General features: G+C 62.0%; 22 protein-coding genes, 1 tRNA gene and 1 pseudogene. 9 read left to right on the top strand and 15 right to left on the bottom strand.

Annotated elements, in window-relative coordinates; all coding sequences use genetic code 11:
• The first annotated feature begins 42 nt into the window (after positions 1 to 42).
• Positions 43 to 217 (top strand) — tRNA-Trp (locus C483_RS19815).
• 955 nt (positions 218 to 1,172) lie between these two features.
• Here the strand turns inward: C483_RS19815 and C483_RS20195 are convergent.
• Together C483_RS20195 and C483_RS03145 are read right to left on the bottom strand one after the other, a co-directional pair.
• Entirely contained in the window at positions 1,173 to 1,496 is a 324-nt protein-coding gene (locus C483_RS20195) for a hypothetical protein (protein ID WP_160166248.1), read from the bottom strand.
• Positions 1,497 to 2,488: 992 nt separating this feature from the next.
• The gene (locus tag C483_RS03145) at positions 2,489 to 2,953 is read right to left on the bottom strand and encodes a hypothetical protein (protein ID WP_049912409.1); all 465 of its coding nucleotides are present in this window, start codon (positions 2,951 to 2,953) and stop codon (positions 2,489 to 2,491) included.
• Between the two features lie 194 nt (positions 2,954 to 3,147).
• On the opposite strand from C483_RS03145, the gene C483_RS03140 reads away from it, so the two are divergent.
• The gene (locus C483_RS03140; RefSeq protein WP_006651900.1) at positions 3,148 to 3,879 is read left to right on the top strand and encodes a bifunctional helix-turn-helix transcriptional regulator/GNAT family N-acetyltransferase; all 732 of its coding nucleotides are present in this window, start codon (positions 3,148 to 3,150) and stop codon (positions 3,877 to 3,879) included.
• A gap of 185 nt (positions 3,880 to 4,064) precedes the next feature.
• Here C483_RS03140 and C483_RS03135 read toward each other — a convergent pair whose 3' ends face one another.
• Positions 4,065 to 4,469, bottom strand: coding sequence for a DUF2267 domain-containing protein (locus C483_RS03135; RefSeq protein ID WP_006651899.1), 405 nt, complete (start codon positions 4,467 to 4,469; stop codon positions 4,065 to 4,067).
• On the opposite strand from C483_RS03135, the gene C483_RS03130 reads away from it, so the two are divergent.
• Positions 4,468 to 5,646 carry a redox-regulated ATPase YchF gene (locus C483_RS03130; protein WP_006651898.1) on the top strand — a complete coding sequence of 393 codons (1,179 nt, stop codon included), beginning with the start codon at positions 4,468 to 4,470 and terminating at the stop codon, positions 5,644 to 5,646. The genes C483_RS03135 and C483_RS03130 overlap by 2 nt on opposite strands.
• Before the next feature lie 424 nt (positions 5,647 to 6,070).
• Here C483_RS03130 and C483_RS03125 read toward each other — a convergent pair whose 3' ends face one another.
• The 4 genes from C483_RS03125 to C483_RS03115 form a co-directional block, all read right to left on the bottom strand.
• Positions 6,071 to 6,397, bottom strand: coding sequence for a hypothetical protein (locus tag C483_RS03125; protein ID WP_006651897.1), 327 nt, complete (start codon positions 6,395 to 6,397; stop codon positions 6,071 to 6,073).
• Between the two features lie 181 nt (positions 6,398 to 6,578).
• Positions 6,579 to 6,719: a hypothetical protein gene (locus tag C483_RS20340; RefSeq protein ID WP_006651896.1), complete on the bottom strand. Its 141-nt coding sequence runs from the start codon at positions 6,717 to 6,719 to the stop codon at positions 6,579 to 6,581.
• Between the two features lie 44 nt (positions 6,720 to 6,763).
• A complete protein-coding gene (locus C483_RS03120; protein WP_006651895.1) occupies positions 6,764 to 7,852 on the bottom strand; it encodes a DNA topoisomerase IV subunit A in 1,089 nt (362 codons plus the stop codon).
• Between the two features lies 1 nt (position 7,853).
• On the bottom strand, positions 7,854 to 10,328 hold the full coding sequence (locus tag C483_RS03115) for a DNA topoisomerase VI subunit B (protein ID WP_006651894.1): 2,475 nt from the start codon (positions 10,326 to 10,328) through the stop codon (positions 7,854 to 7,856).
• 191 nt (positions 10,329 to 10,519) lie between these two features.
• Between C483_RS03115 and C483_RS03110 the strand changes: the two genes are divergently transcribed.
• Positions 10,520 to 11,371 (top strand): helix-turn-helix domain-containing protein, encoded by an 852-nt coding sequence (locus tag C483_RS03110; RefSeq protein ID WP_006651893.1) that lies wholly within the window; start codon positions 10,520 to 10,522, stop codon positions 11,369 to 11,371.
• Positions 11,372 to 11,447: 76 nt separating this feature from the next.
• Here the strand turns inward: C483_RS03110 and C483_RS03105 are convergent, their stop codons facing one another.
• A complete protein-coding gene (locus C483_RS03105) occupies positions 11,448 to 12,623 on the bottom strand; it encodes a M24 family metallopeptidase (protein ID WP_006651892.1) in 1,176 nt (391 codons plus the stop codon).
• A 150-nt stretch (positions 12,624 to 12,773) separates the two neighbouring features.
• Between C483_RS03105 and C483_RS03100 the strand changes: the two genes are divergently transcribed.
• A complete protein-coding gene (locus C483_RS03100; protein ID WP_049912401.1) occupies positions 12,774 to 13,625 on the top strand; it encodes a COX15/CtaA family protein in 852 nt (283 codons plus the stop codon).
• A gap of 52 nt (positions 13,626 to 13,677) precedes the next feature.
• Here the strand turns inward: C483_RS03100 and C483_RS03095 are convergent, their stop codons facing one another.
• A complete protein-coding gene (locus C483_RS03095; protein WP_006651890.1) occupies positions 13,678 to 14,169 on the bottom strand; it encodes a metal-dependent hydrolase in 492 nt (163 codons plus the stop codon).
• Between the two features lie 340 nt (positions 14,170 to 14,509).
• On the opposite strand from C483_RS03095, the gene C483_RS03090 reads away from it, so the two are divergent.
• Both C483_RS03090 and C483_RS03085 read left to right on the top strand, forming a co-directional pair.
• Complete coding sequence (locus C483_RS03090; RefSeq protein WP_006651889.1) at positions 14,510 to 15,466, top strand: helix-turn-helix domain-containing protein; 957 nt, start codon at positions 14,510 to 14,512, stop codon at positions 15,464 to 15,466.
• 439 nt (positions 15,467 to 15,905) lie between these two features.
• On the top strand, positions 15,906 to 16,571 hold the full coding sequence (locus C483_RS03085) for a uracil-DNA glycosylase family protein (RefSeq protein ID WP_006651888.1): 666 nt from the start codon (positions 15,906 to 15,908) through the stop codon (positions 16,569 to 16,571).
• A gap of 52 nt (positions 16,572 to 16,623) precedes the next feature.
• Here C483_RS03085 and C483_RS20740 read toward each other — a convergent pair whose 3' ends face one another.
• A complete protein-coding gene (locus C483_RS20740) occupies positions 16,624 to 17,250 on the bottom strand; it encodes a hypothetical protein (protein WP_006651887.1) in 627 nt (208 codons plus the stop codon).
• A gap of 67 nt (positions 17,251 to 17,317) precedes the next feature.
• On the opposite strand from C483_RS20740, the gene C483_RS20735 reads away from it, so the two are divergent.
• Entirely contained in the window at positions 17,318 to 18,052 is a 735-nt protein-coding gene (locus C483_RS20735; protein ID WP_241431468.1) for a hypothetical protein, read from the top strand.
• A 77-nt stretch (positions 18,053 to 18,129) separates the two neighbouring features.
• Here the strand turns inward: C483_RS20735 and C483_RS20730 are convergent.
• From C483_RS20730 to C483_RS03055, 5 genes and pseudogenes are all read right to left on the bottom strand, one after another.
• Positions 18,130 to 18,264 (bottom strand): annotated as a pseudogene (locus C483_RS20730) (DnaJ domain-containing protein); the annotation flags it as partial.
• A 157-nt stretch (positions 18,265 to 18,421) separates the two neighbouring features.
• Positions 18,422 to 20,131, bottom strand: coding sequence for a DNA polymerase Y family protein (locus C483_RS03070; RefSeq protein WP_006651885.1), 1,710 nt, complete (start codon positions 20,129 to 20,131; stop codon positions 18,422 to 18,424).
• 166 nt (positions 20,132 to 20,297) lie between these two features.
• Positions 20,298 to 20,621: a transcription factor S gene (locus C483_RS03065; RefSeq protein ID WP_004216366.1), complete on the bottom strand. Its 324-nt coding sequence runs from the start codon at positions 20,619 to 20,621 to the stop codon at positions 20,298 to 20,300.
• A 66-nt stretch (positions 20,622 to 20,687) separates the two neighbouring features.
• Complete coding sequence (locus C483_RS03060; protein ID WP_006651884.1) at positions 20,688 to 21,725, bottom strand: beta-ribofuranosylaminobenzene 5'-phosphate synthase family protein; 1,038 nt, start codon at positions 21,723 to 21,725, stop codon at positions 20,688 to 20,690.
• Positions 21,726 to 21,876: 151 nt separating this feature from the next.
• Positions 21,877 to 22,206, bottom strand: coding sequence for a hypothetical protein (locus C483_RS03055; protein ID WP_006651883.1), 330 nt, complete (start codon positions 22,204 to 22,206; stop codon positions 21,877 to 21,879).
• 187 nt (positions 22,207 to 22,393) lie between these two features.
• Between C483_RS03055 and C483_RS03050 the strand changes: the two genes are divergently transcribed.
• Positions 22,394 to 23,405, top strand: a 1,012-nt coding sequence (locus tag C483_RS03050) for a dihydroxy-acid dehydratase domain-containing protein (protein ID WP_006651882.1), incomplete at its 3' end; no start/stop codon positions are given.

Genomic DNA, 23,405 nt, shown 5'->3' with positions numbered 1-23,405 from the left:
AATCGAAACCACTTTAGGCACCATCCCCCAACGAGATATCGAGGGGTCGTGGCCAAGCCAGGGATGGCGACTGACTCCAGAGGCACCGCGCCCGGGACGACACTCCAGACTGATATACTGATCGGACACCTGATCAGTGTCCGTGTGATGACCCTCTGGAGTTCCGAGGCGCACCGGAGATATCAGTCGATCGGGGGTTCAAATCCCTCCGACCCCATTTCTATCGCGAGCAAATCCGCGAGCGACAGTAATTGAACGAGGAGGATTTGAGCCCAGAGGACGAGCGAAGCGAAGTCCTCGCGGTTCAAGTCCCTCCGACCCCATACCTCTGCGCCGAACAAACTCGTGAGGCGTAGGTATGTAATTCGGAGAATTTGAACGAGACCGAGGTTCTGCGAACGCAGTGATCAGGTTCTCGGGCGTTGTTCAAATCCCTCCGACCCATTTCCTCACCACAAATAACGTTGTGAGCGCGGGCTCTTTTTATTGGATACTCGAGTTCGACCGGTATCTATAGTCAGAGAGTGTCGACGTGAGTGTGAGTGTGTGTGTCGGCGTGTGTTGGCCGTGTCAGCGGGTATCTGTGCGGCTCAGCTATCCCACTATAGTAACAACTGAAACTGTTTACACGCTAATCGCACAGCCTTCGTGCGATTGGGTGTGCACTGACTTTCAGTGGCTACTATAGCNCACTATAGTAACAACTGAAACTGTTTACACGCTAATCGCACAGCCTTCGTGCGATTGGGTGTGCACTGACTTTCAGTGGCTACTATAGCCTGTCGTCTCATACAACAACAGACGTGACACACCAGGAGAGCTACAGGTACTGGTGAGGAACCGGATCAGTAACGAGAGCGCAGTCTGAAGAGTGTCAGGGTAGTCATCCCTGACAGACGAAATACACGTGTTGCAGACGTGTTGGAATGCTAGCCTCGCAGTAGGGGGAGTAATCCGGCTACGAGACCACTCCGACATTGAGAGTACACGGTAATAATGCATTAGCTGCGGGCAAGCTTTGCCATCCCATACCACAACAGAGTGAAGCGATGTTCTATCAGCCGAACTGACCGTCGCTGACAGTGAGGGGCGCGACCGTTTTAGCAGAGCGGTACCTATGTGTATCGATGACACCCCCAGTACCAGTGGACAATGAGCAGCGGCTGTACCGATCACAACCGCGTGACGGGCGGCAGCGGCATGCCCGGCACGCCCGTTCCAGTATCGCCCGCTCGCAACGGCTCGACCCGAGTGTCCCACTCGACCGACGTGGTCGTGATGACCGGTCGGCAACTGGCCGGCGGACGAGTCGGGATACTGGTGATGACCACAACGAGAGTGAGGATGATGAGGACACCAAGACCGCCGAACGTAGTGGATCTCGGTCCGAGGATGACCCGGACGCTGTTCGGCGGGCGGACAACACGGATCGGATGGTTACCGTTCCAGAGCAACAGCTCATTCAACTCCAGAATACGCTCGTCGCTGTCGCACATGCGGCGAACATCTCGATTGGCGCACCGTGTGCACACTGTGAGCGCAGCTATCTGATGGCCGCAGATGGTCTGTTGTTCTGCCCACACTGTAACTATCGACGTTCGCTCTGAGGCGCGTTCGATACAACACAGGTGAGCGAAAAAACGGTGGATGTGAGGGGTGGATGGTGAGGGGAAGTGGGGTGGGTGGTGGGAGGTGGATAAGCGCGTGAGGCACGCGATCGATTGGCCACTGAGACGGTAAGCGGTCGTGTACATGCGGGGACAATGTCACGACCTCACTGGCGAACGCAATCGACTCCAGCGGTACGAACCGAAGCACGTAGACGGGTACGTCACACGCCGATATCCCGTCGTAGGTGCACTGCAGCGGCGACGACTACTGGTCGGCCCTGTCTTTCGTCCCTGTATACCGGACTACGTCCGGCACCCGTGACTATCACGATATCGTACGTATAGTCACCCCTGCCTCGCGTGCTGTGAGAACCACTGGTTGTCAGCCGTATATCGGCAGGAAACGCGACGAACGGGTAGTTGCACTTCGGACGCCCCTCGGAAATTAGACGTTCGAAATATAAGACGTCTCTATGGAGATGATCGTACAATAGTTCGAGCGATAGTGGCATATTGGCCACAACAACTAGATTGATTAGTGGACAGATCGTTACTTCTCATGTCGGCTACCCGCCGACCCCGCGACGCATTGGCTATCGACTGACAACTGCGAGTGCCGGTGGAACACTCTGCTCAATCGTCGGCGGCAGGCATTCGTGGCTGTGTGCCTGTCGCCGTCTTCCAGACACACCTTCTGAGAGGAAATCGATCACCCGAGATGGTGACCTGTGTTCTACGTTCAGTCGAGACGCTACCTGGTGCAGAACTGCAAGTACGAACACGAATACGAACAGAACCCCCGCTACAATCAAAAAGACGAAAGCGAAAACACGAAGGCGGACACAAAAGCCATCCCGGCGGTGGGTTCCCGGCGACCGTCAATCAGCGCGGGAACGAGTGCCCACCGATGGGGAGTCAGCTACTGGCTTGAGTGCACGGTGTGCGTAGAACGCGACCGAGAAGTCTTGCGGACTCGGAATCGCACAGGCGAGCCAGCCGATTGCAAACGCCGTCGCAATCGTCGTGTCGATGTCAACGGGAACCGGAACGGGCGAGACGAATCCAGCACCAACGGCGAAGACGGGAACTGCAAGCGAAAGCGGCGCGAGTGCCGCGACCCGAAGTATCCACGCAGGTTCGTGTCCGCGCGGTCGTGGGTGTACGACCGCCCACGGACGTCCGGCGAGTACGCCTGCAAATCCCGCACCACTCCCCGGGAAGTACGTGAGATTGTAATCGATCCGTGCAACACGGAGGACAACCGCGTGCATCCACTCGTGTGCTAGCAGGCCAACAGCGACCGCAATCGCTAGCGCCCCACCACTTAGGGCCACAGTCACCATATTTTCACTCATCGTTCGGACGGGAACCACCCGAGAGAGACATCCCAACGCCGTGATATCGTTCGTCCAGCCATCCCACCACCAAAGTGGTTAGCGTCGACAGGCAAAGCCCCCCGCCTGTATCGATGAGTGCTTTAAGTCCGGACGAACACAGCGCGCCAACGGTTAAGTGGCACCGAGTGGTGTGTTATACCATGGCACTACGAGATACACTCGAGTTCGGCCACGCCGACCGGAAGGCTATCTACGAGTACGTCGAACGCCACGGCACCGTCTCTCCCGACGAGGTCCAGGAGCGACTCGGAATCGACCCTGGCGGCTTTCGCCACCACGTCGCGATCCTCAAACGCGACGGCCAACTCGAGGAGACCGACGGCGAACTCCACGTCACGATCGATGCCGGAGCCGAAGAGGAGTATGCCGCCGGCGAGGTCTCGTTCCACATCCGCCCGGCCAGACAGGAAGACCTCGCGGGCATCGTCGGCGCAATTCGACAGGTTGCAGAGGAGAAAACCTATATCGAAGGCGAGAGCGTCGCCGACGAAATCGACCACGAGCAGGCCCTGCTCAGACACAACGAACTCGAGTCCCGGATGTTCTTCGTCGCAACCGTCGAAGACGAGGTCGTCGGCTGGGTTCACCTCTACGCACCCGAACTCGAGAAGCTGAGCCACACGGCCGAACTCACCGTCGGTGTCGTGGAAGGCTACCGCGGTCACGGCATCGGCTCGCACCTGCTCGCGCGTGGACTCGAGTGGGCAGGCTCGAATGAGTACGAAAAGGTCTACCAGAGCGTCCCCTCGAGCAACGAGGAGGCGATCGCGTTCCTCGAGACGCACGACTGGGAGACGGAGGCGGTTCGTGAGGATCACTACAAACTCAACGGTCACTACGTAGACGAGGTGATGATGGCGATCGAGTTGTAGTTTCGTCACCTCCGGGACGACGGTCGGAAACCAGACTCGGTCCAGCCCAATCTCGGTCCCAGCCGTGCCCTCGGCTGGAATCTCGATTTCGGATGTGTGTCGGTCTACTCGAGTAGAGTGAACGACCAAACGAAGAGTGAACGAGTAGTGCCAGCGGTTCGCGGCTCGCGGTTCGCGGCCAGCAGTCAGCGCGGACTCTCCTCCTGTTCGGCCAGATCGAACAGATTGCCGTACCCCTCGTCGGTCGGCACCTGGTCGCGAACGTCGTTGATCGCACCCGGTTCGACGGCCGCAGTCACGACTTCCATGACGAGCTGGGCGTGGAACGCGGCATCGGCCTGATCGTCCTCGCCGACTTCCGAGCGCTCGCTGACCCGGCCGATGAACTCCTCGAACTCGAAGCGTTCGACGTCGTCGACGTCCTCGAGGAAGCGGCCGAGCTCTTCGGGAAGCTGGGCAGCCCAACGCGCTAGACCCCTCTTTCGGCCCAGAGCATCCGCGGCTGGTGGCTCGTGTCGCCGGACCGTCCCTGCAGAATCGTGTGCCAGAACCGAAAGACAATTTGAGCGGACGGAGCTACTGGTTCCCATGCTTTCGATCGCGCTTGCCGGAAAGCCAAACGCCGGCAAGTCCACGTTCTACACCGCGGCAACGATGGCCGAAGTCGACGTCGCCAACTACCCGTTCACGACCATCGACGCCAACCGCGGCGTGAGCTACGTCCGCACCGACTGCCCCTGTCTCGAGCGCGAAGAGCGCTGCAACGCCGACGACTGCGAGGACGGCAAACGCTACGTCCCGATCGAACTCATCGACGTCGCCGGTCTCGTCCCCGGCGCACACGAGGGCAAGGGTCTGGGGAACCAGTTCCTCGACGAACTCACGAACGCCGACGTCATCATCAACGTGATCGACGCCTCCGGCGGCACCAACGAAAAGGGCGAACCCGTGGACATCGGCGAACACGACCCACTCGAGGACATCGACTTCGTCGAGGAGGAGATGGACCTCTGGCTCGCGGATATCGTCGCGCGAAACTGGGAGTCCGTCGAGCGAAAGTCCCGCTCGCCTGACTTCGACATCGACGAGGCGCTCGCAGACATGCTCTCGGGCTTCGGTGCCTCGCCGACACAGATCGCGACGGTCCTCCGAGACCTGGACTACCCCGAGGACCCCATTCAGTGGGAGGACGAGCACCGCGAGGCGCTCGCCCGTGACGTCCGCCAGCGAACCAAGCCGATCGTCGTCGCGGCGAACAAGATCGACGTGGCCCCCCAGGAAAACGTCGAGCGACTGCTCGAACTCGACAAGCCGGTCATTCCGACCACGGCCGAGGGCGAACTCGCGCTCCGGCGCGCCGCCGACAACGACCTCGTCGACTACGACCCCGGCGACGAGGCACTCGAGATCGGCGACGGCGTGAGCGATGCACAGCGGGGTGCACTCGAGGACCTCGCCGACACGATGGGCGAGTGGGACGGGACGGGTATCCAGTCGGCGCTGGACTACGCGGTGTATGATCTGCTCGATCACCTGACGGCCTATCCCGTCGAGGATGCGTCGAAGTGGTCCGACGGGAGTGGGAACGTGCTTCCGGATGCGTTCTTGTTGCCAGACGGAGCGACGCCGGTCGACCTCGCTTACGCAGTCCACTCTGACATCGGCGACGGGTACCTTCACGCGGTGGACGCGAAGTCGGGCCGGGACGTAGGTGAGGAGTACGAGCTCACAGAAGGGGACGTAATCAAGATCGTATCTACTAACTGACTATATTGTGACAAATAAGACTCTGCGTTTTAGGCGGGCGCGGTGATCAGTACAGGGCAAGCAGTGTGCACTCACCGCGAGCAAACGGAGTGAGCGAGCGGGCCGACGACCGACCCGTAGGGGAGGGAGGAGTGCTTTTCATCGAAGTTTTGCCGAGGGCGCGACGGAGTCGCGCCCGCAGAGCAAAAGTTCGGTATGCACCTGTAGTGACCGCGAAGGTCAAAGAAAATCAATATCGAGTTTATACGTTGTGTACACTGTGTGTACTCAGATATGGTAATCAAGATCGTGAGTGCCAACTGAAAGCAATTTACGCACTTCCACGCATCTTCGTCGAGAACAGCGTTCAGTATCGAGAAGTCAGTTGTCACAGTGACCTACCGGCCGCTCTATAATCTGGTAGCAGTGCTGCAACGTATAATCGTTACGGTCCTGCACCCCGGAGAAGACGAATCAGCACGGCAATGGGGCGAACCACATGCAGTACTGCATCTGCAATAATCAAGTCACGTTCGTGGCGGCGGTCATACATATACAAGCCAAAGACGAGCACTAGCGGAAAAACCACAAACAGTAGACCACCAACGATTGATTCTGCGCTTCCCAGTGCTCCTGTATCAACCCAATAAAGGCTAAACGACGCGATAATCATTATGGCGGCAGTAATCCCGACTGCATACGAGATTCGACAGATCTCGAGTAGCACTGTCTTGCGTGGGTACCCGAAAATTCGGTCTGAATCGCTGTCCATTGTTTGTCCTACACGGTATCTGTATAAAAACATGAGGTTTTCCCTGTCTTACACTAGCTATGGTCAGTTCGAATCTGTAGCGATCATGAAGTCGAGAACGGGGTTTGTACGTTGAGTGCACTGTCGGCACTCACAGACGCTAGCCCAGGTGGTGAGTGCAAACCAATAATACCGTAGTTCGTTACTCGTCTTCAAGCGCGTCGTAGATATCTCGGTTCGCGTCCCGGTCAGCCGCTGCCACCTGCTGAATGAGTTCTCGTCGGATGCCGTCCATCATTTCATTGAGCGGGGTACCGGGCTCTGAACCTTCCTCGGTCGTCATGTTCTGCCTCTGATTCCGGTAGCAGTTACTCGTTTAGTGGGCCGTTAGATAACTCCCATCGCGTCGAGACGCTCCGGCAGATACGTATCCGTCACGAAGTCCAGACCGTGGGACGCGAGCGACTGCTGTTCGGACTTCTTCTCGATCTCCAACTGCAACTCGATCTGTTCCTCCCAGTACTCCGTCTGGAAGCGCGGGTCCTCGAGTTCACTCTCCAGCGCGTTGATGTCCGAATCCGACAGCGGATCGGTCGGCAGGTCGTACTCGACGATGTCCGCAGGTTGAATGCCGATGTACTGTGCCTCGGGCGTTGCGAGGTACTCCGAGAGGTGTGCCGACTTGATCGAGCCGTAGGCGACCGAGCCGTAGATCCGGTACGACCACGGGTCACCGTCGGCGAAGACCGTGACTGGCAGGTCGAGTTCGTCGTGTAGGCGCTTCGTAATTCGCCGGGTCGCACGGGCGGGCTGGCCCTTCAGGTGGACGATCAACGCGTTGTACTCCTCGTCGAAGCCGTTCTCGACGAGGCGGTCGCGCATCCCACCGGTCTCCACCGCGAGAATGAAGTCCGCGTCGGTGCCCAGGAACTCGATCGTGTCCGGGTTGTTCGGAATCTGGTAGCCACCCTCGCCGACATCTTCCTGGCAGTGTATCTCGCGCTCGCCGCGACGGGTCTGCTCACGCAGGTGCAGCGGCCCCATGAGAGTCGCACCGGACTCCTCCGGACGCATGTGGAAGTCCTCACGGGTGACACCGGAGACGATTTCAAGGTCCTCGATTAGGCCGTTGGACTCGTCCTGGTCGTTGAACTGGGCCTCCTTGTTGTCCCAGCTTTCGGAGAGGTAGTAGAGTTCACGCAGGGTCGAGGAGCGGTCTTCCTCTAACTGGTCCGCGAGGAACTCGATGGTGTAAACGGCCTTCAACAGTTTGCGTGCGCCACGGACAGAGTTGGCCGAGCGGGTCGATTCGCGGTCGCCGTAGACCCAGACGTCCATCTCCTCGTCGTACTCGATGTTGTTCTTCGTCCGCGTTGGGACGGACATGTGTGGAATCTCGCCCAGTTCGAACTGGTCGTAGAACTGCGCCGCGAGATCGATCAACTGCTCTCTGGCTTGCTCGTTGTCTGCGCTCATATTACTGTTTCACCGTCAGTTTCTCGGTTTCGACACCCTTCACGTCCAGATCGAAGCTCGCGTCGTCTGCAACCTCGTACTCGAGTACCGCGTCGTCGCCGCTCGACACGTCGGCTTCCCACTTGACGAACCACTCGCCGTCCATCTCGACGACGGTCGCGCCGTCGGAGAGACTGCTCGGTTCGGCCGAGACGATGTCGGTGATCTCGAGCGTCTCGTTCGTACTCGAGTTGTTCTCGACGACGACGGAGACGGCCTGGCCGTCGCCGTTCTGTTCGAGCTCGCGCTCGACGAGTACGTTGTTCATGATGCGGGCGATGGCGTCGTCGATGTCGGGTTCGTCGCGACCGGTGACCTCGGCGACCTTCTCGGCCATCTCGGGCAGGATGGTGCCGAGGACGTTCTGTTTCTTCCGGCGCTTTTGCATCGAGCGGCGCTTGTTGAGGAAGCTTTTGAGGTCGCGGGCGGCTTCCCGGATCGCGAGCTCAATTTCGTCTTCGATTTCGGGGACGTTCGCGACGGCGTCTTTCGATTCGCTGGTGAACGGCACGTTCGTCGAGGCGACGTGGACCATGATGACGACGGGGCCGTTGGGGAGTCCGGAGCCGCCGGGTTGGTCGAGCCCGTAGTTGCGCCAGCCGATGGATTTGACCACGTCGGTCGTGGCACACGCGCCGCGCTGGTAGACCAGCGGGACGCGGTTTGCGAATCGCATCACGTTCGCGCTGCCTTCGGCCGGCAGTTCGCCGCCGTAGGCGATGCCGGCTTCGACGACGAACGGATCGCCGCCGTGAACTTCGGCGTCTCGCGTCGCCGAGGAGTAGAACTCCGCATCGAACTCCTTCTCCAGGCCGGCCTGGATGAGGTCGTCGGAAATGGGTGAGAGACACCGCGTCGGCGGGGCCATGATGTCGGTTGCACGCATTCCGTCGACCAGATCGCTCGTCGCGTCGCGGTCGCCCTCGAGTTCGCGCACGAGCGGCGGGTCATCGGGGACGGTAGCCATCACGTCCCAGATCGCCTCGACGACGTTCTCGCGGGCGGTGTCGCCGAACGCGACATCGTCGTACTCCTCGGTGAGTTCGGCCGCGCGGTCGATGTACTCCCGCAGCGTCGTGTGGGTGAGCCGGTGACGCGGGTCGTCGTCGGTTTCGTCCTCGAACGTGCCGGCGAGTCGGACGGCGAAGGCCTGGATGACCTCGTCGTCCTTACGGGTGCTCGTGGCGTCGTCGGCGAGGTTGTAAAGGTCGGCGACGAGGCGGGACTCGCTCTCAATAGCGTCGTCGGCCGCTGGTTCGGCTGCTTCGTCATCGTCCGCCGGTGCGGCGTCGATGAGTTCGAGCCAGACTGCGTCGACGGCGTTCTCGCGGACGGTGTCGCCGAACGTCGTTCCGTGCTCGTCTTCGACGTCGTCAGCCGCGGAGTCGACGACATCGCGCAGTTCGTAGTGAGCGATTCGGTCGAAGTCGGCGACCTCGTCTTCGATTGCTCCGGCGAACGCAGCCGTCGCGTCTGCTCCCTTGTTCGCGGTGGCGTCGGTAACTGCTGCGTCGAGATCGACCGACTCGTGACTTTCGGGCGGCCGCCAGCGCATCTCGCGGCCGTAGTGACGGTCGCGGAACGCGTCGATGACCGACTCGGCGGTCTTTTTCCCGACGCGGGTGAACTCCTCCTGTAAGAAGCCGGAGACGGTCTGGGAGTCGGTCGCCGCGAGCATCTTGATCACGGTCCCGAGTTCGACACCGTGTGGGTGTGGGCGGATCTCTTCGGTCTCCTTCGGCAACTGATCCGTCGCCCGCTCGAATTTGAAGTGTGCCTTGGGTTCGCGAAGCTCGAGTCGGGCGTGAGGGTTGACGACCGCCGTGTGCTTGATGTAGTTGTGAAGTTGCTGGCGGGCGCGCATGTTCGCCTCCATCTCGAGTTCGATGCGCGTCCCGTGTGGGCGGTCCCAGGTCGTCGTCTCCTCGACGCTGATCTCGGGTTCGTTGTCGTCCGTGTCGACGATGAGTTCGAAGTACTGTGCCTCGTCTGTGCCTTCGGTCCGGCTGGTGATCTTCGCGGGTTTGCCGCTCGTGAGCTGAGAGTAGAGCACGGCGGCGGAGATACCGATCCCCTGCTGTCCGCGGGACTGTTCGCGGGCGTGGAAGCGAGAGCCATAGAGGAGCTTCCCGAAGACCTTCGGCAGCGATTCCTTGGTGAGTCCCGGTCCGTTGTCCTCAACGATCAGGCGGTAGTAGTCGCCTTCCTCCTGTATTTCGACGTAGATATCCGGGAGAATACCGGCTTCCTCGGCGGCGTCAAGCGCGTTGTCGACGGCCTCTTTGACGGCCGTGACGAGGCCTCGAGCACCGCTGTCGAAGCCGAGCATATGCTTGTTCTTCTCGAAGAACTCGGCGATGGAGATCGCTTGCTGGCTCTCCGCCAGCTCCTCGGCGATCCCCGATTCCTCACCGAGTGTCGACTGGAACGACGTCATCATCCCCTTGTACTAACGGGGAGGCTAAAAGGTGTGTGCTACCGGAGTGAAAGTGATACTGGACTGGGCACTCCGGACGACCCAGTCACTAACTGGACGGTCACAATCGGCGCGTCAGCCGAGATTTACCCGCTACAGGCGCTCACAAAGGTTTAACCAGCAGCGAGACTTTGTCCCGGGCAAGAGGACACATGGATCCAGACGATACAACCGAGCGACAGGTGGACGACACCACGGGTGACAGCCGGCCGTCTGCCCAGGCTGACGACGAGACGGGAGCCGACGGTCGGAGCGTCCCCGATTCGACAGCGGTCAACGCCACTGACGGCGACGCAGACGCCGACGTTGATGTTGATGCTGATGCTGATGCTAATGGTGACCCTGACACTCGGAGTGAAGCCGACCGTAGTGCTGGCAGCCCCAGCGAAACCAGCGAGACAAACGAGGCCAGCGTGGCCAACGTGGCCAACGAGGCGGGCGAACCCAGTGAGGCAACCGAGAACGACGACTCCAGCGAGGGCGTGCGAACAGCCGCCGTCGAAGAAGTCGACCAACGTATCGTCGACCTGCTCTCGTGGATCCTCGACACCGAAACCCGCGCGAAAATCTACGTCCACCTGCTCGCCCACCCCGCAAGCACCTCAGAGGAGGTCGCGAAGGGGACCGGTCTCTATCCGAGTACCGTTCGCGAAGCCCTCGCCGAACTCCACGACGAAGAGCGCGTCACACGCCAGAAACGCGCCAGCGAAGGCGCGGGGAACAATCCCTACGAGTACACCGCAATCCAGCCGAGCGACCTCGTCGGCGGCGTCGTCGACCAGGTCCAGCAGGAACTGAACACCATCTTTACGCTCGACCGCGTACTCGACCGCTCCGCAGGCGGAACTGGTGATTCCCAGGCCAACGGCTCCGAACCGGTGACTATCACGGTTGACAACGACGACACCGACGCAGCTGAGGACACAAACACAACCGTCGACGAATCAGCAGCCGACACGGATCCATCCCCCGACACCGACTCGTCAGACACCCGCGGCCGATAACACGTCTGACATCCGCTGTCTGCCGAAACTCGGCCGCTCCTCGCAACTACGGTTTGGGAGCTCCTTCGTTGGCCAGTCAGTCTAACTCGAGTACGGCTGGGCGCTCGAGTTCTCGTTCTAATTCGAGCTCGAGATCGCTTTTTGTTTCGCCTTCGCCTCCGTGCCCGCGTGCAGTTTCACCAGCAGATGCAACAGCCTGCACCGTCGTCGTCGGCCAGCGATCGGTTGTCGTCAGGACCTCGAACTCACCATCAGCGAGCAACACGGTATCTTCGCTTTTCGCGCCCTCGATAGTCGGATTCCAGGCGTAGGCCATTGGCGCGACGACGCTCGCCTCATGGTCGGGCGTTGCGATCCACTCGCGGCCGGAAAAGCCGGCAGCGCCGCCCTGGTGATGTTCGTTCCATTCACCGGGATAGCCGACCTCGTCGTAAGCGTCCTGAATCGCACCGAACACGTCGCCGGCTGTGCCGCCGGTGGCGGCGGCTTTGCGCGTCGCGGCGAGTGCGGTTGTCTCGACGCGTGCGGCGGCTTCGTGGCGGTCAATCAGCCACTCGGGTGCGTCGAACGCGACGGTTCGGGTACAACTCGCGTGGAGGCCGGCCCGCTCGGTCGTCACCGAGACGAGCGCGTAGTCGCCGAGTTCGGCGTCAGTCGGCGTATAATGGCGATAGCGCTGTGCGCGCTCGGAGCCGCCGACGAGGATGACTGGGGCTTCGATATTCCGTGCCGAGAGCGCAACCCGCAGTGCAGAGGCCACCTCGTGTTCGCTGTCCCCCGACCGCAGCTCTCGGCAGACGGATTCGACGGCAGCGGCAGTCTCCTGGCCGAGTCGCCGGTAGCGCTCCTGGTCCTGTTCGGTTAGCGGTTGCCGGAGCGGCGTCGGATCGACTCGCTCGAGACCGGGAATGTCGATGTCGGCGGCAGCGCGCTCGTCCTCGCCGACGCGGGCGGCGATCACCTCGGCGAGCGAGTCGGTGTGCCAGCCGAACTGCTCGACGGAGACGGTGTCTGCGTCGAGGTCCGGTAGCTCCTCAGCTTCGATTCGGTTCGCTTCGTTGTTCGTCGTCACGATCCGCACGTCGTCGCCGTCGTCGCCGTCGTAGCCGGCGACGGCCACGCCGGTCGGCGTCTCCCGGTCGACAACGCTGTTACCGCCGGTAAGCCAGGCGAAGGCGTTCGGTCGGGCGAACCAGACCGACTCGAGTTCGTTGCGCTCGAGATAGTCGTCCAGTCGCGCGCGTTTGTCCATGCCGGGTGCTGGCGTGGCGGCGTCTTGAATCCGACGAACCACTGATCCGGCGCCACAGTCCTGATGGAGGGGCCTGTACGTGTTCGGTGACCTTTGACTGACCACGACTCGGGCAATGTAAGTACGGCTGGTCCTAACCCCCGCGTATTCGTGTCGTCCGACAGCCAAACCGCCGATAGGGGACTTCGCTCGCTGATCGCCAGGTTCGGTGTGCCGCACCTGCTCGCGACGACGCTCGTGCTCGTCGCCGGAACGATCCTGCTTGGTGTCGCCGCGAAGGCAACTGGGTCGGGACTCGCCTGTGAAGCGAACTGGCCGCAGTGTGATGCCGGGCCGTTCAACCTGCTGCCAGCCAATCTGCCGAGTTTCTACGAGTGGTTCCACCGCTTCGTCGCCATGTTCGCGGGCTTTGCCATCGTCGGCTCCGCCGTCTCGGCGTGGCGCAGCCCTGACGTTGACCGCCGCGTCGCAACGCTCGTCGTCCTCGGGATGGTCTTGACGCCGATTCAGGTCTACCTCGGCCGCGAGACGGTTCTGAGCTACGAGATGGAGATTCTCTCGCTGCACTTCTGGACTGCAATTCTCATCTTCGCAATGTTCGTCGTCGCGACGGCACTCGTCTGGAAACCACGCCTTCGGTCCGCTCACATCCCTGCAGTGCTGGCGCTTGGGTTGATCTCACTGCCACTGCACGTCGCGCTTAGCCCGACCGATCTGGGGCTCGTCTCGGACTACTCTCCGACGGTACAGTTGCTCCAGTACGGCGTCACCCTCTCGCTGCTCGCATCCGTCATCGTTGCCACCATGGTGACTAACTGGCGGCGACAGGATCGGACACTTCTCGGCTCGCTCGCCGGGATGACCGTCCTCACGCTCGCCGTAACCTACCTCGGGCGTCGTGCGGTGATGACGCTCAACCCCGCTCTCGATCAACTGTATCTCGTCCTCGCCGGCGTGCTCTTTCTCGCGTTCGGTGTCGCGATCTATCGGACCCAGCAGTAACGAGACTCCGTTTCTCGGGCCACGGCACACAGGTTAGAAGTTACGGAGTCCATCACCCGATCATCGCCACGACACCGACCGCACAGACGATGGCACCGACGCCGAGACCGAACAACACGTAGTTCGCGACCGGATTCGCTGCCCGCGTCAGGTCAAGCGTGTAGTGTCGGCCCGAAAGCGGCCAGAACGGACGGATCCCCATCGGCGTGAGTACGTCTGCAAGAAGATGTGAGACGATTGCGAGCGTCCCAACAGTGAACGCGAACGCAATCAGCCCGAGCCCCACGAACGGTGACGACTGGCCGACCAGCAGGGCAGCGGCCGTCGCAACGAGGATCCCAACGAGCAGCGCAAACCCGACCGTGTGCGTGGGTCCACGATGGTCGATCAGCGGCACTTGCTGGTCGAAATCCGGCAGCGTCGAGAGCGCGACAGTGATGACTCCGCCAATGAGTGCGAGCCCTTCGTACCCCCCAACTGCGACCGCAGTCCCAAGCGGCGCGTACACCAGCAGGGCAGCCCCGTAATGGCCGACCTGATACATTTGTAACCAGAGAGACAGCGGCCAAATATAAATCCTCCGCGAAACGAGTATGGGTCACCGTCACTGGATATGAACCGCCGGCAGGAACGCGCCGGTATCGGAATACAGCGGACGTACACAACAGAACGGCGACCGGACTCTCTGCTCGGGGTGACTGCCACGACTGTGATAAACGACTTCGATATCTAACGAGGACTTACTTGTAAGTCCGTGGGAATATATCAGCGAAGATAGTCAGTATGCATCGCCGAGGGAGAGCTGACCAACCCCATCCGAGAGATCCCCCCGTGACCGCCAGACCACACCTCCAGCCGACCACTATCGGCACCACCGCCGACAGATGAGTGTTATCGCCACCGTCGCCGTTCCAGCAACGACATTTCCGCTTGGCTCTGTACTGGATACCGCCGGCACAGGCGATGCGACAGTCTCTATCGAAACGACAATTCCAACGAACGAAGGGGTGATCCCCTACCTCTGGGTCCCCGGTGACGTCGCCGACGCCGTCGTCACGACACTCGAGTCCCGGTCGACGGTTGCCGGTGTCTCGATTATCGACGAGTTCGACGACACCGTCCTCGTCGAAATCGAATGGGCAACGACCGTCAACGGAATTCTCGCATCGATCCAGGAGAGTGACGCACTCGTAACGAACGCCATGGGAACCGCCGACCAGTGGACGTTTCGGCTTCGATTCCCCTCTTATGACTCCCTGTCTGCGTTCTACACTGCCTGTGTCAAGCGCGAGATCCCGATCGAACTCCTCCAGCTTCACGAGGCCGTCGGCGCGAGCGACGACCAGCGATTCGGTCTCACGACCGCCCAGCGGGAGTTGATCATCGCCGCCTACGAATCGGGGTACTTCGACGTTCCCCGCGAGACCACACTCGTCGAACTCGGCCACGAACTCGGAATCTCCGACTCCGCAGTCTCCCAACGGCTTCGGCGCGGCCTTTCGACGCTCATCGGCTCGACACTGGCAATCGACCCGCATCACACCCAGACCGAGGACTCGGGGTACTCGAGTACCACCGCCGTGAACCCGGACACTACCGTCAGTGATGACACCGAGTCTGAGGTATCGTCGGACGAGAGGGAGACAGAGCAGTACGAATACGAGTACAGCGACGAGTCGACACCGACAGCTGAGGGGAAAGACACTGTGGATGAGTCAGCGAGGACGGGATCCGACAGTGCGGATGAGCGTGAGGGTGGCGGTCCAGAGATCCAGTCGAACGAGTCGGACGGATCGAACAGGTCGGGCGGTCCGAATCGGTCGGACAGATCACAGGAGTAGATTCAGGCGGTTAGCCGACAGCTGACAGCCGACAGTTGACCGTTGACCGTTGACAGCGGACCGCGAGTGATCCACAGCGGCCGGGTGGAGAGAACTGTTACAGTGGGAACTCGATAGCCGAAGCGCACGGCAGTACTTTGTCGAATCGTGACGGGTAGTCTGCTGCACGAACAGTGCCAACGAACCGCGCCAACGAACAGCAGCGCAACTCTAGTAACAACTGGAACTAGTTACACACTGATCGACGTCCGCGGTTCTCGCGCATTTCACTCGCTCGCGGGTCACGCTGTTCCCCGCTCCTCGTCCGCGATTCTCACTCACTTCGTTCGCTCCGAACCGCGCTGGCTCCGAACCGCGCTGCTATCGTGCGATCAGGTGTGCAGTGACTTCCAGTGGCTACTATAACACACAGACGCAATAGACCACAACCGCGGCCGTTATGAGCCAGCCACTCCTTCGGACGAACGTGCAAAACGTCACCGACAGGACGAGCAACCCGTTCGGACTCAGACCACCGTTCGATCGGAGCGGCCCCAACGAACGGACCGCCGTCTTCGGCTACGGTGACGCCAACGCCGACTTCCACGTCATCGGCGACCATCCCGGTCTCCACGGCGGGAAGCGAACCGGCGTGCCCTTCACCGAAATCGCGAACGGAAACGCGATTCAGGGCGTTCTCCGTGACCCCGACATCGACTTCGCGAGCGGCCCCCGCGACCGGCCCGTACTCGAGAACTGCTACCTGAGCTACGTCCACATGTGTAGCCTCCCGGACGGTCACCAGCCGACTGCGAGCGACTACGCGGAACTCGAGCGCTACTTCGATGCCGAACTTCGGGCGATCAACGCCCACATTCTGCTGCCGGTCGGCGAACAGGCGACGGATCACGTCCTCCGAGAGTACACGACGCAGCGCCGACGGTTCGACCTGAATATGGCTGACCTTCACGCGACCGAAATCCGCGGCCGCGGCTTCATGGTCGTCCCGATTCGAAATCCATCCGAGTGGGATGATGACGACCGCGAGGCGATTGTCGAGACGCTACGTGGGATTCTGGCGAGTGATTATCGACAGACGAAGGGCGTGGCGACGCGGATCGGGTAGACGTACTGCTGTTGCTGCTGAATTCCGTCCCGTTGCGTCCGTTTCCAGCGTCTCAGCGGCCGAGGTGCTTTCTGATCGTCGCCCGCAACGGGAGCCCGAGTGCCCCGAGCAGCGGCAGGACGACGAACAACACCAGATCGACCGGCAGCGTCGCGTAGCCCGCGAGCCCGGCGGCGAACCCACACAGCGGCGCGAGCACCGGCAGCACGTACGCGTACGACGGCGTCCAACCCGGCCCGCGACGCGTGTGCGCGACGATGACGGTGAACAGGAACGGCATCAACACCGCGCCGGCGAGCAGCGGTCCGCCGACCAGCGTCGTCGAAATCCCGAGCGCAATCGCGAGCAGGATGGTCTCGTCGATCGAGAGCGGCCGCCAGGTCTCCTCACGCCAGCCGAGGCGGACGACGAGTATCGCCCCGAGCACGAGCGCGACGAACCCACCCAGCGCAGCGTACCACTCCATCGGTGCGACTGGCGGTGTCACGATCTCCGAGCGCTGGACGAACACCGCGCCGGTGTCGATGCCGTACCGACTGCTCTCGAGTACCCCCCAGATCTCGGCAGGGTCCGTTCCGACGGCAGCCAGTTCGGCACGGAGCGACTCGAGTCCCGTCTCGTTGCCGAGCGCGAAGTCGGCGAGACCGGCGAGGTAGACGAGCACCGAGAGCCAGAGCAAGGCGAGACCGAAGCGCTGGCGACGCCACCAGCGAGCGAGGGGGTTGGTTCGGAGCCAGGTGAAGCGGGTGTTGGAGTCGTCGGTATCGGAATCGGAATCAGCGGCTGTACTCGAGTCGGCGGTGTCAGTGGTGTTCGCCGTTCCGCTCTTCTGCCCACCAGTAGCTGTCCCCGACCCCTGCTGTGTGCGTGTCCTCGAGTTCCGGTTGGTCGCTGTCCCGCGTGAGGTGCTGGCCGACGCCGTCTCTGTCTTCGTTCGGGAACGCGAATTCGAGCTCGTATTCGTCTTCGAAGATGAAGACGAACTCGAGTCCGACCCCGACGACCCACTCGACCGGCGGCCGGAACTGGACGAGGTGCCGCTCGAACTCGAGCTGGAACCGCCCGAACTGGTGCTGGAACCGGAGCGTGAACGGGACCGGGAACGAGAGGTAGAACTCGATGACGAACTCGAGTTCCGACTGGATCCGGAGCCACTCCTGGAGCCTGTATTGGCGTTAGAACTGGACCGAGAGCGGGAGTTCCGACTGGACTTGAACGAGTCGCGCTTCGTTCGGTTTCGGCTGCTACTCCGCTCGCTTCCTCCGGTTTTGCCCCCACTCGTCGATGTCGACCGTGATGTCGATGTCGAAGACCGCCCAGCTGTCGTCTTCGTCGTTCGCTTGCTACTCCTACTCGAGCGTGAGCCCGTGTCAGAACTGGAACTGGAACTCGTACCCGTACCCGTACTCGAACTCGAGTCGTCGTCCGAACTCGCCCAGACTTCGGGGTCGGGGATGCCGCTGGTTCGTTTGGCGACGTAGTCTTTATGTCCGAGGCGGTCGTAGGCCTGGCGCTCGACCGGTTCGCTGAGGATTTCGTAGGCTTTCTTGACGGCGACGAACTGCGCTTGCGCGCGGTCGTCGTCGTTCAAATCGGGGTGGTAGACGCGGACCTTCTCGCGGTAGGCGTCTTTGATCTCCTCCTGGGAGGCGTCGGATGAAAGCTCGAGAAGGTCGTAGAAATCCTCAGTCATAAACGATCGAGAGCGTACTGTCTACGCTGCCGTTGTGCGGGAACTGTTATAATATCAGTGTTCTCGTCGTTCCGACCAGTTAGAACGTCGGCCGGTTCGAGAACGGCCGTTTTCCAGGTAACTGGGGCGGGTAGTTAGTGGCACTGCCCTCTCGGAACTATGTGAAATCAGCCAGTACTGTCTGGTCCTCGGGTATCCGATGGGATGACCGAGGCGACTCCGTTTTGGACTGGGTAGATTCGGGCTCGGCTTCATCGCTGGTTCCGACTGGTGTGCTATCGTCGTCAGTGGTTGCGTCTTCTGTGGTACGGTCGTGTTCGACACTACCGGTGAACGCCGTCAGTGCTTCCTGTCCATCAGCGCTCGTAGTGGGGCTGGATTCGGTTTTGGAGTGGGGTTCGGGTTCGGGCTCGGGTTCGGTTTCAGGTTCAGGCTCGGGTTCGGATCCCGCCTCGGATCCGGCCTTGGCTTCAAACTCGTAGCGGGCAACGGCATCTGTCTCGGAGTTCGATTCCGGACCGGTGTCAGACTCCGACTCCGGCCTCGCGTCGGATGCTGTTTCGGACTCTGAACCAGAATCTGGATCTGAACCTGAACCTGAACCGGACTCGAGTCCCTCCGTTTCCTCCAATTCTGCCCCACCAGTCCGCACATCTGCTATCTCTGCTTCAGACTCACCGGACGCTGTCGCCGCGCCGTCCCAGCCGTCGAGACTCGTCTGATCCGCCGTCGCGAACTCGAGATTGGCGACGCGAACACCGAGCTTTCGAACCGGCTCCGTCTCGAACTCGGCGAACAGGTCGCGGGTGATCCGCTCGACGAGGTCGGGATCGTCGACCGGGCCGGGAAGCGACCGGGCTCTGGTGTTGACGTCGAACGGCGGCAGGACGGCCTTGATACCGACGGTTCTGTACAGCGCCCCCTCGCGCTGGGCGCGGTCGGCGACGGCCGCCGCGAGAGTCTCGATCTGTTCGTATTTGGGCTCCGGGTCGGAGACCGGCTCGGCGAAGGCCGACTCCCGAGAGAAACTCTTGGGGTCACCCTTCGGTTCGACACGGCGCTCGTCCTCGCCGCGGGCGCGATCGTAGAGTTCCTGACCGCGCTCGCCGAAGCGCTCGACCAGCGGATCGGGATCGGCCGCGGCCACGTCGGCGGCCGTCTCGAGTCCCATCTCCCGAAGTTCGCGCGCCGTCACGGGACCGACGCCGTGGAGCAACTCGACATCCAGCGGGGCGAGAAACTCCCGCACCGCACCGGGTTCGACGACGGTCAGCCCGTCCGGCTTGTCGAAGTCGCTCGCGATTTTCGCCGCGCTCATCGTCGGCGCGACGCCGATACTGACGACGACGCCGACCTCGCGCCGAATGCGGTCCTTGACGTGTCGGGCGAAGCCGTCCGCGACCTCCCAGGCGGTGCGCTCGGTCACGTCGAGGTAGGCCTCGTCGATGCTCACCTCGCGGACGATGTCCGCGCAGTCGTGGAGGATCTCCCGAACGTCGGCCGCGACGGACTCGTAGAAGTCCATATCGACGGGGCGGTAGTAGCCGGTCTCGTCCTCGGTCAGGTCCGGATCGTGGTCTTCTGTGTCTGGTGAAAGAGCGGCGCGCCGCGGCAGGGACTCGAGTGCGGTCGAGATTGCCTGGGCGCTTTCGACGCCGAACTCGCGGGCTTCGTAGCTGGCGGTTGCGACGGCGCCGATGGTGTCGCCGGGTTCGTAGCCCATGCCGACGACGACGGGTTCGTCGCGGAGTTCGGGCTCGCGGAGTCGCTCGCAGGCGGCGTAGAAGCAGTCGGCGTCGACGTGGAGGACGATGCGGTCTGCGGTGTCCTCGGTTTCGACGCCGGGTAGTTGTGGCCCGTTGGGCATTGGTTGGGTCTGGTGTCTGGGTGGCTGAGTGGCTGGATGTCGGTTGTGTCTGTGTCTGGCGCTGTGTGAGTTTCCGCTGTCTCTATGCGTTCGTTTAGAGGTATGGGAGGGGCGTTGTGAACGTTGCGTCCGGTGTGGCAGCGCCGAGTGAGGTTCCGGCCCTGACTCAGTTGTAACCCCGCCAGCGATGGCCACACTCCGTGCACTTGAAGAATCGTGTGGGTGGCTCGTCTGCGGAGGCGGTCTGCTTCAGCGTGTACCAGGCTTCCTGAGTGCCACACTCGTCACAGACGACGTCGGTCGCCTTCGGCTTGCCCTCGAAGTTCGCGTTCTCGTCGGACTCGATGACCTCGTCGTCGGTCTGGGACTCGGTCGTGACGAACTCGTCTTCGCGCTCGCGGTCGCGTTCGCTCGCGGCGCCACAGTTCGTACAGACCATCCGGTCGTCCTCGGCCATCATCATCGAGCCGCAGTCGTCACAGAACTGCATACCCTGGGTGTACGAACGCCCGGAGCAAAAGTGCCACGTCTGGCGAGTGTCTGTCACTCGCGTTCCTCACTCGCCGTCGATCCGAACCTCTGCACCCGTCCCGACTGGTGCCGCACGCGACACGAGTACCTCACCCGACAGCCCGCGTTCTGCAAGTGCGTCCTCGGCCGCGGCGACCGCTTCCTCGGCGTGGCCGCGATCCGTGACGCCGTAGACGACTGGACCCCACGAGGACTGCCCGATCCCCGAGAGAACCGGACAGGACTCGAGTGCCTCCACCAGTTCACCGGCGGGTGGGCGGAAGACGCCGCCCTGGGCGTCCGCGTACCACGCGCCGTTCTTCCGGCCGATTTCGCGGATCGCCTCGCCGAAGGCCTCGAGTCGGCCTGCGGCCGCGGCGGGCAGCAGTTTCCGGGTGACGACGCCGGCGAGTTCGTCCGCGATGGCGGGGTCGGCGCGTTCGACGACGGTGCGCATACTGGCATCCTCGTTCTCGCCGCTGCGGCCGGGGTCGGCATCAGGGACGACCACGAGGAAGCACCAGTCGTTGGGGAGGTCGTGGCGGGCGACGACGGGTGGCACTGTCCAGTCGCCCTCCTCGGGTGGGGCAGTCGTAAAGCGATTCGTCGGGTGGCCCGCGTCGACGACGAAGCCGCCGTTCTCGAAGGTGGCGACGCCGACGCCGCTGCGGCCGCCCCGGCCCAGTGCGGGTGCGTTCGTCCTGACTCGTGGATTCTGGCCGTAGGCGTGAGCCGTCGCCGCGAGCACAGACAGGGCGAGCTGGGTCCCGCTCCCGAGACCGACGTGTCGTGGCAGTGGCTTCTCGAGTCCGATCTCGACACCTGGGACGTTGAGGACGTCGAGAGCCCGTTCGGCGTACTCACGAACGAGCGGGTCGTCGGCGACGAGTTTGTCGGCGCGAGTTGCTGTGACGGTGACGCGGGGCGTCTCGAGTCCGATACCGATACCGCCGTAGAGTCGTTCGCGAGCGAGCGAGAGGTTCTGGAAGCCGACGTGGAGACGAGCGCCGGCGCTGACAGTGATGCCGTGTTCTCTGTCGGCCTGTGAGGTGGGGCCAACGCTCGGGTCGCTCGCGTTCGGCATATGTACACACTATCGGTCGGTCTTGGAAAGGAGGTTTCGGCGCTGGCAACGCCTGACGACAGTCACTGTGAGCTAGCAGAGAGGAGATGGCAGACAGTAGGCAGTAGACAGAAGACAGAAGACCGCAGAATAGGGGCGTTACACGCAGTGATTACCGACTTGGTGCGCCGTACTCGACGTGGACCGTCGGCGTACTCGCGGATTCCGGCGCGGGAACACCGTTCCAGTCGACTACGTGGACGTTCGCCATCTCGCCGTCGAATCGGAATCGCTGGACACCCACATCAATCGTTCCCTCTGCAACCTTCTCAGAAACCACGACACCCTCGGAAACGGGGTCGTCTGCGACCATCTCGATCTCGCCGTCGACGGCGATTTCGAACATCGAGGGAACCCCGCGACCAACGATCGTCACGAGATTAGGGAGTTGGTTGGCTGACTGTGCGTCCGAATCCTGTTGTACCGGATCGTCGCGTGCCATGCTTCGATGAGATAAATGGGAGGGTATAAACTTTCTTCCTCCAGGATCGGTAAGAATCTGTGAACGTCACGCGAGTTGGACAAACTGTGACCGGATGGTCGCAGTGCCCGCGGTCACTCTCGGGGCCACCCGTGGAAAGAACGACCGACAAACGGTGACTTATGGTCTCCCGACGCAAGGTCCGAGCATGAGCAGCGACGAGTTCGACTACGGCAAAGACGAACGCCTCCGGAGCCGCGAGGTCACCGAAGGGGCGGAGAAGGCACCCCACCGGGCGATGTTCCGCGCAATGGGCTTCGACGACGACGATCTCTCCTCGCCGATGATCGGCGTGCCGAACCCGGCGGCCGACATCACTCCCTGTAACGTTCACCTCGACGATGTCGCCGAGTCCGCACTCGAGGGCGCGGACGAAGCCGGCGGGATGCCGATCGAGTTCGGCACGATCACCATCTCGGACGCGATTTCGATGGGAACCGAGGGGATGAAGGCCTCGCTCATCTCGCGGGAACTCATCGCCGACAGCGTCGAACTCGTGACGTTCGGCGAGCGCATCGACGGCCTCGTCACCGTCGCGGGCTGTGACAAGAACCTGCCCGGGATGATGATGGCCGCGATCCGAACGGATCTGCCCTCGGTCTTCCTCTACGGCGGCTCGATTATGCCAGGTCAGCACGAGGGCCGGGACGTGACCATCGTCAGCGTCTTCGAGGGCGTCGGCACCTATGGCACCGGCGAGATGGACGCCGAGGAGCTGGACGACTTAGAGCGCAGTGCCTGCCCCGGCGCGGGCTCCTGTGGCGGCATGTTCACCGCGAACACGATGGCGTCCATCTCCGAAGCGCTCGGCCTCGCACCCCTCGGCAGCGCCTCCCCGCCCGCAGAGGACGAGGAGCGCTACGAGGTCGCCCGCCGCGCCGGTGAACTCGCCGTCGAAGTCGTCGAAGAGGATCGCCGCCCCTCGGACATCCTCACCCGCAAATCCTTCGAGAACGCCATCGCGCTCCAGACCGCGATCGGCGGCTCGACCAACGGCGTGCTTCACCTGCTCGCGCTCGCCCGCGAGGCCGGCGTCGACCTCGAGATCGAGGACTTCGACGAAATCTCCCAGCGCACGCCGAAGATCGCCGACCTCGCGCCCGGCGGCGACCGCGTGATGAACGACCTCCACGAGATCGGCGGCGTCCCGATCGTCATCC

This window comes from Natrialba hulunbeirensis JCM 10989 (genome assembly GCF_000337575.1).
GTDB classification, from domain to species: Archaea; Halobacteriota; Halobacteria; order Halobacteriales; family Natrialbaceae; genus Natrialba; species Natrialba hulunbeirensis.
The sequence above is the reverse complement of the archived record's forward strand: the minus strand, read 5'-3'. Positions and strand labels throughout refer to the sequence as shown.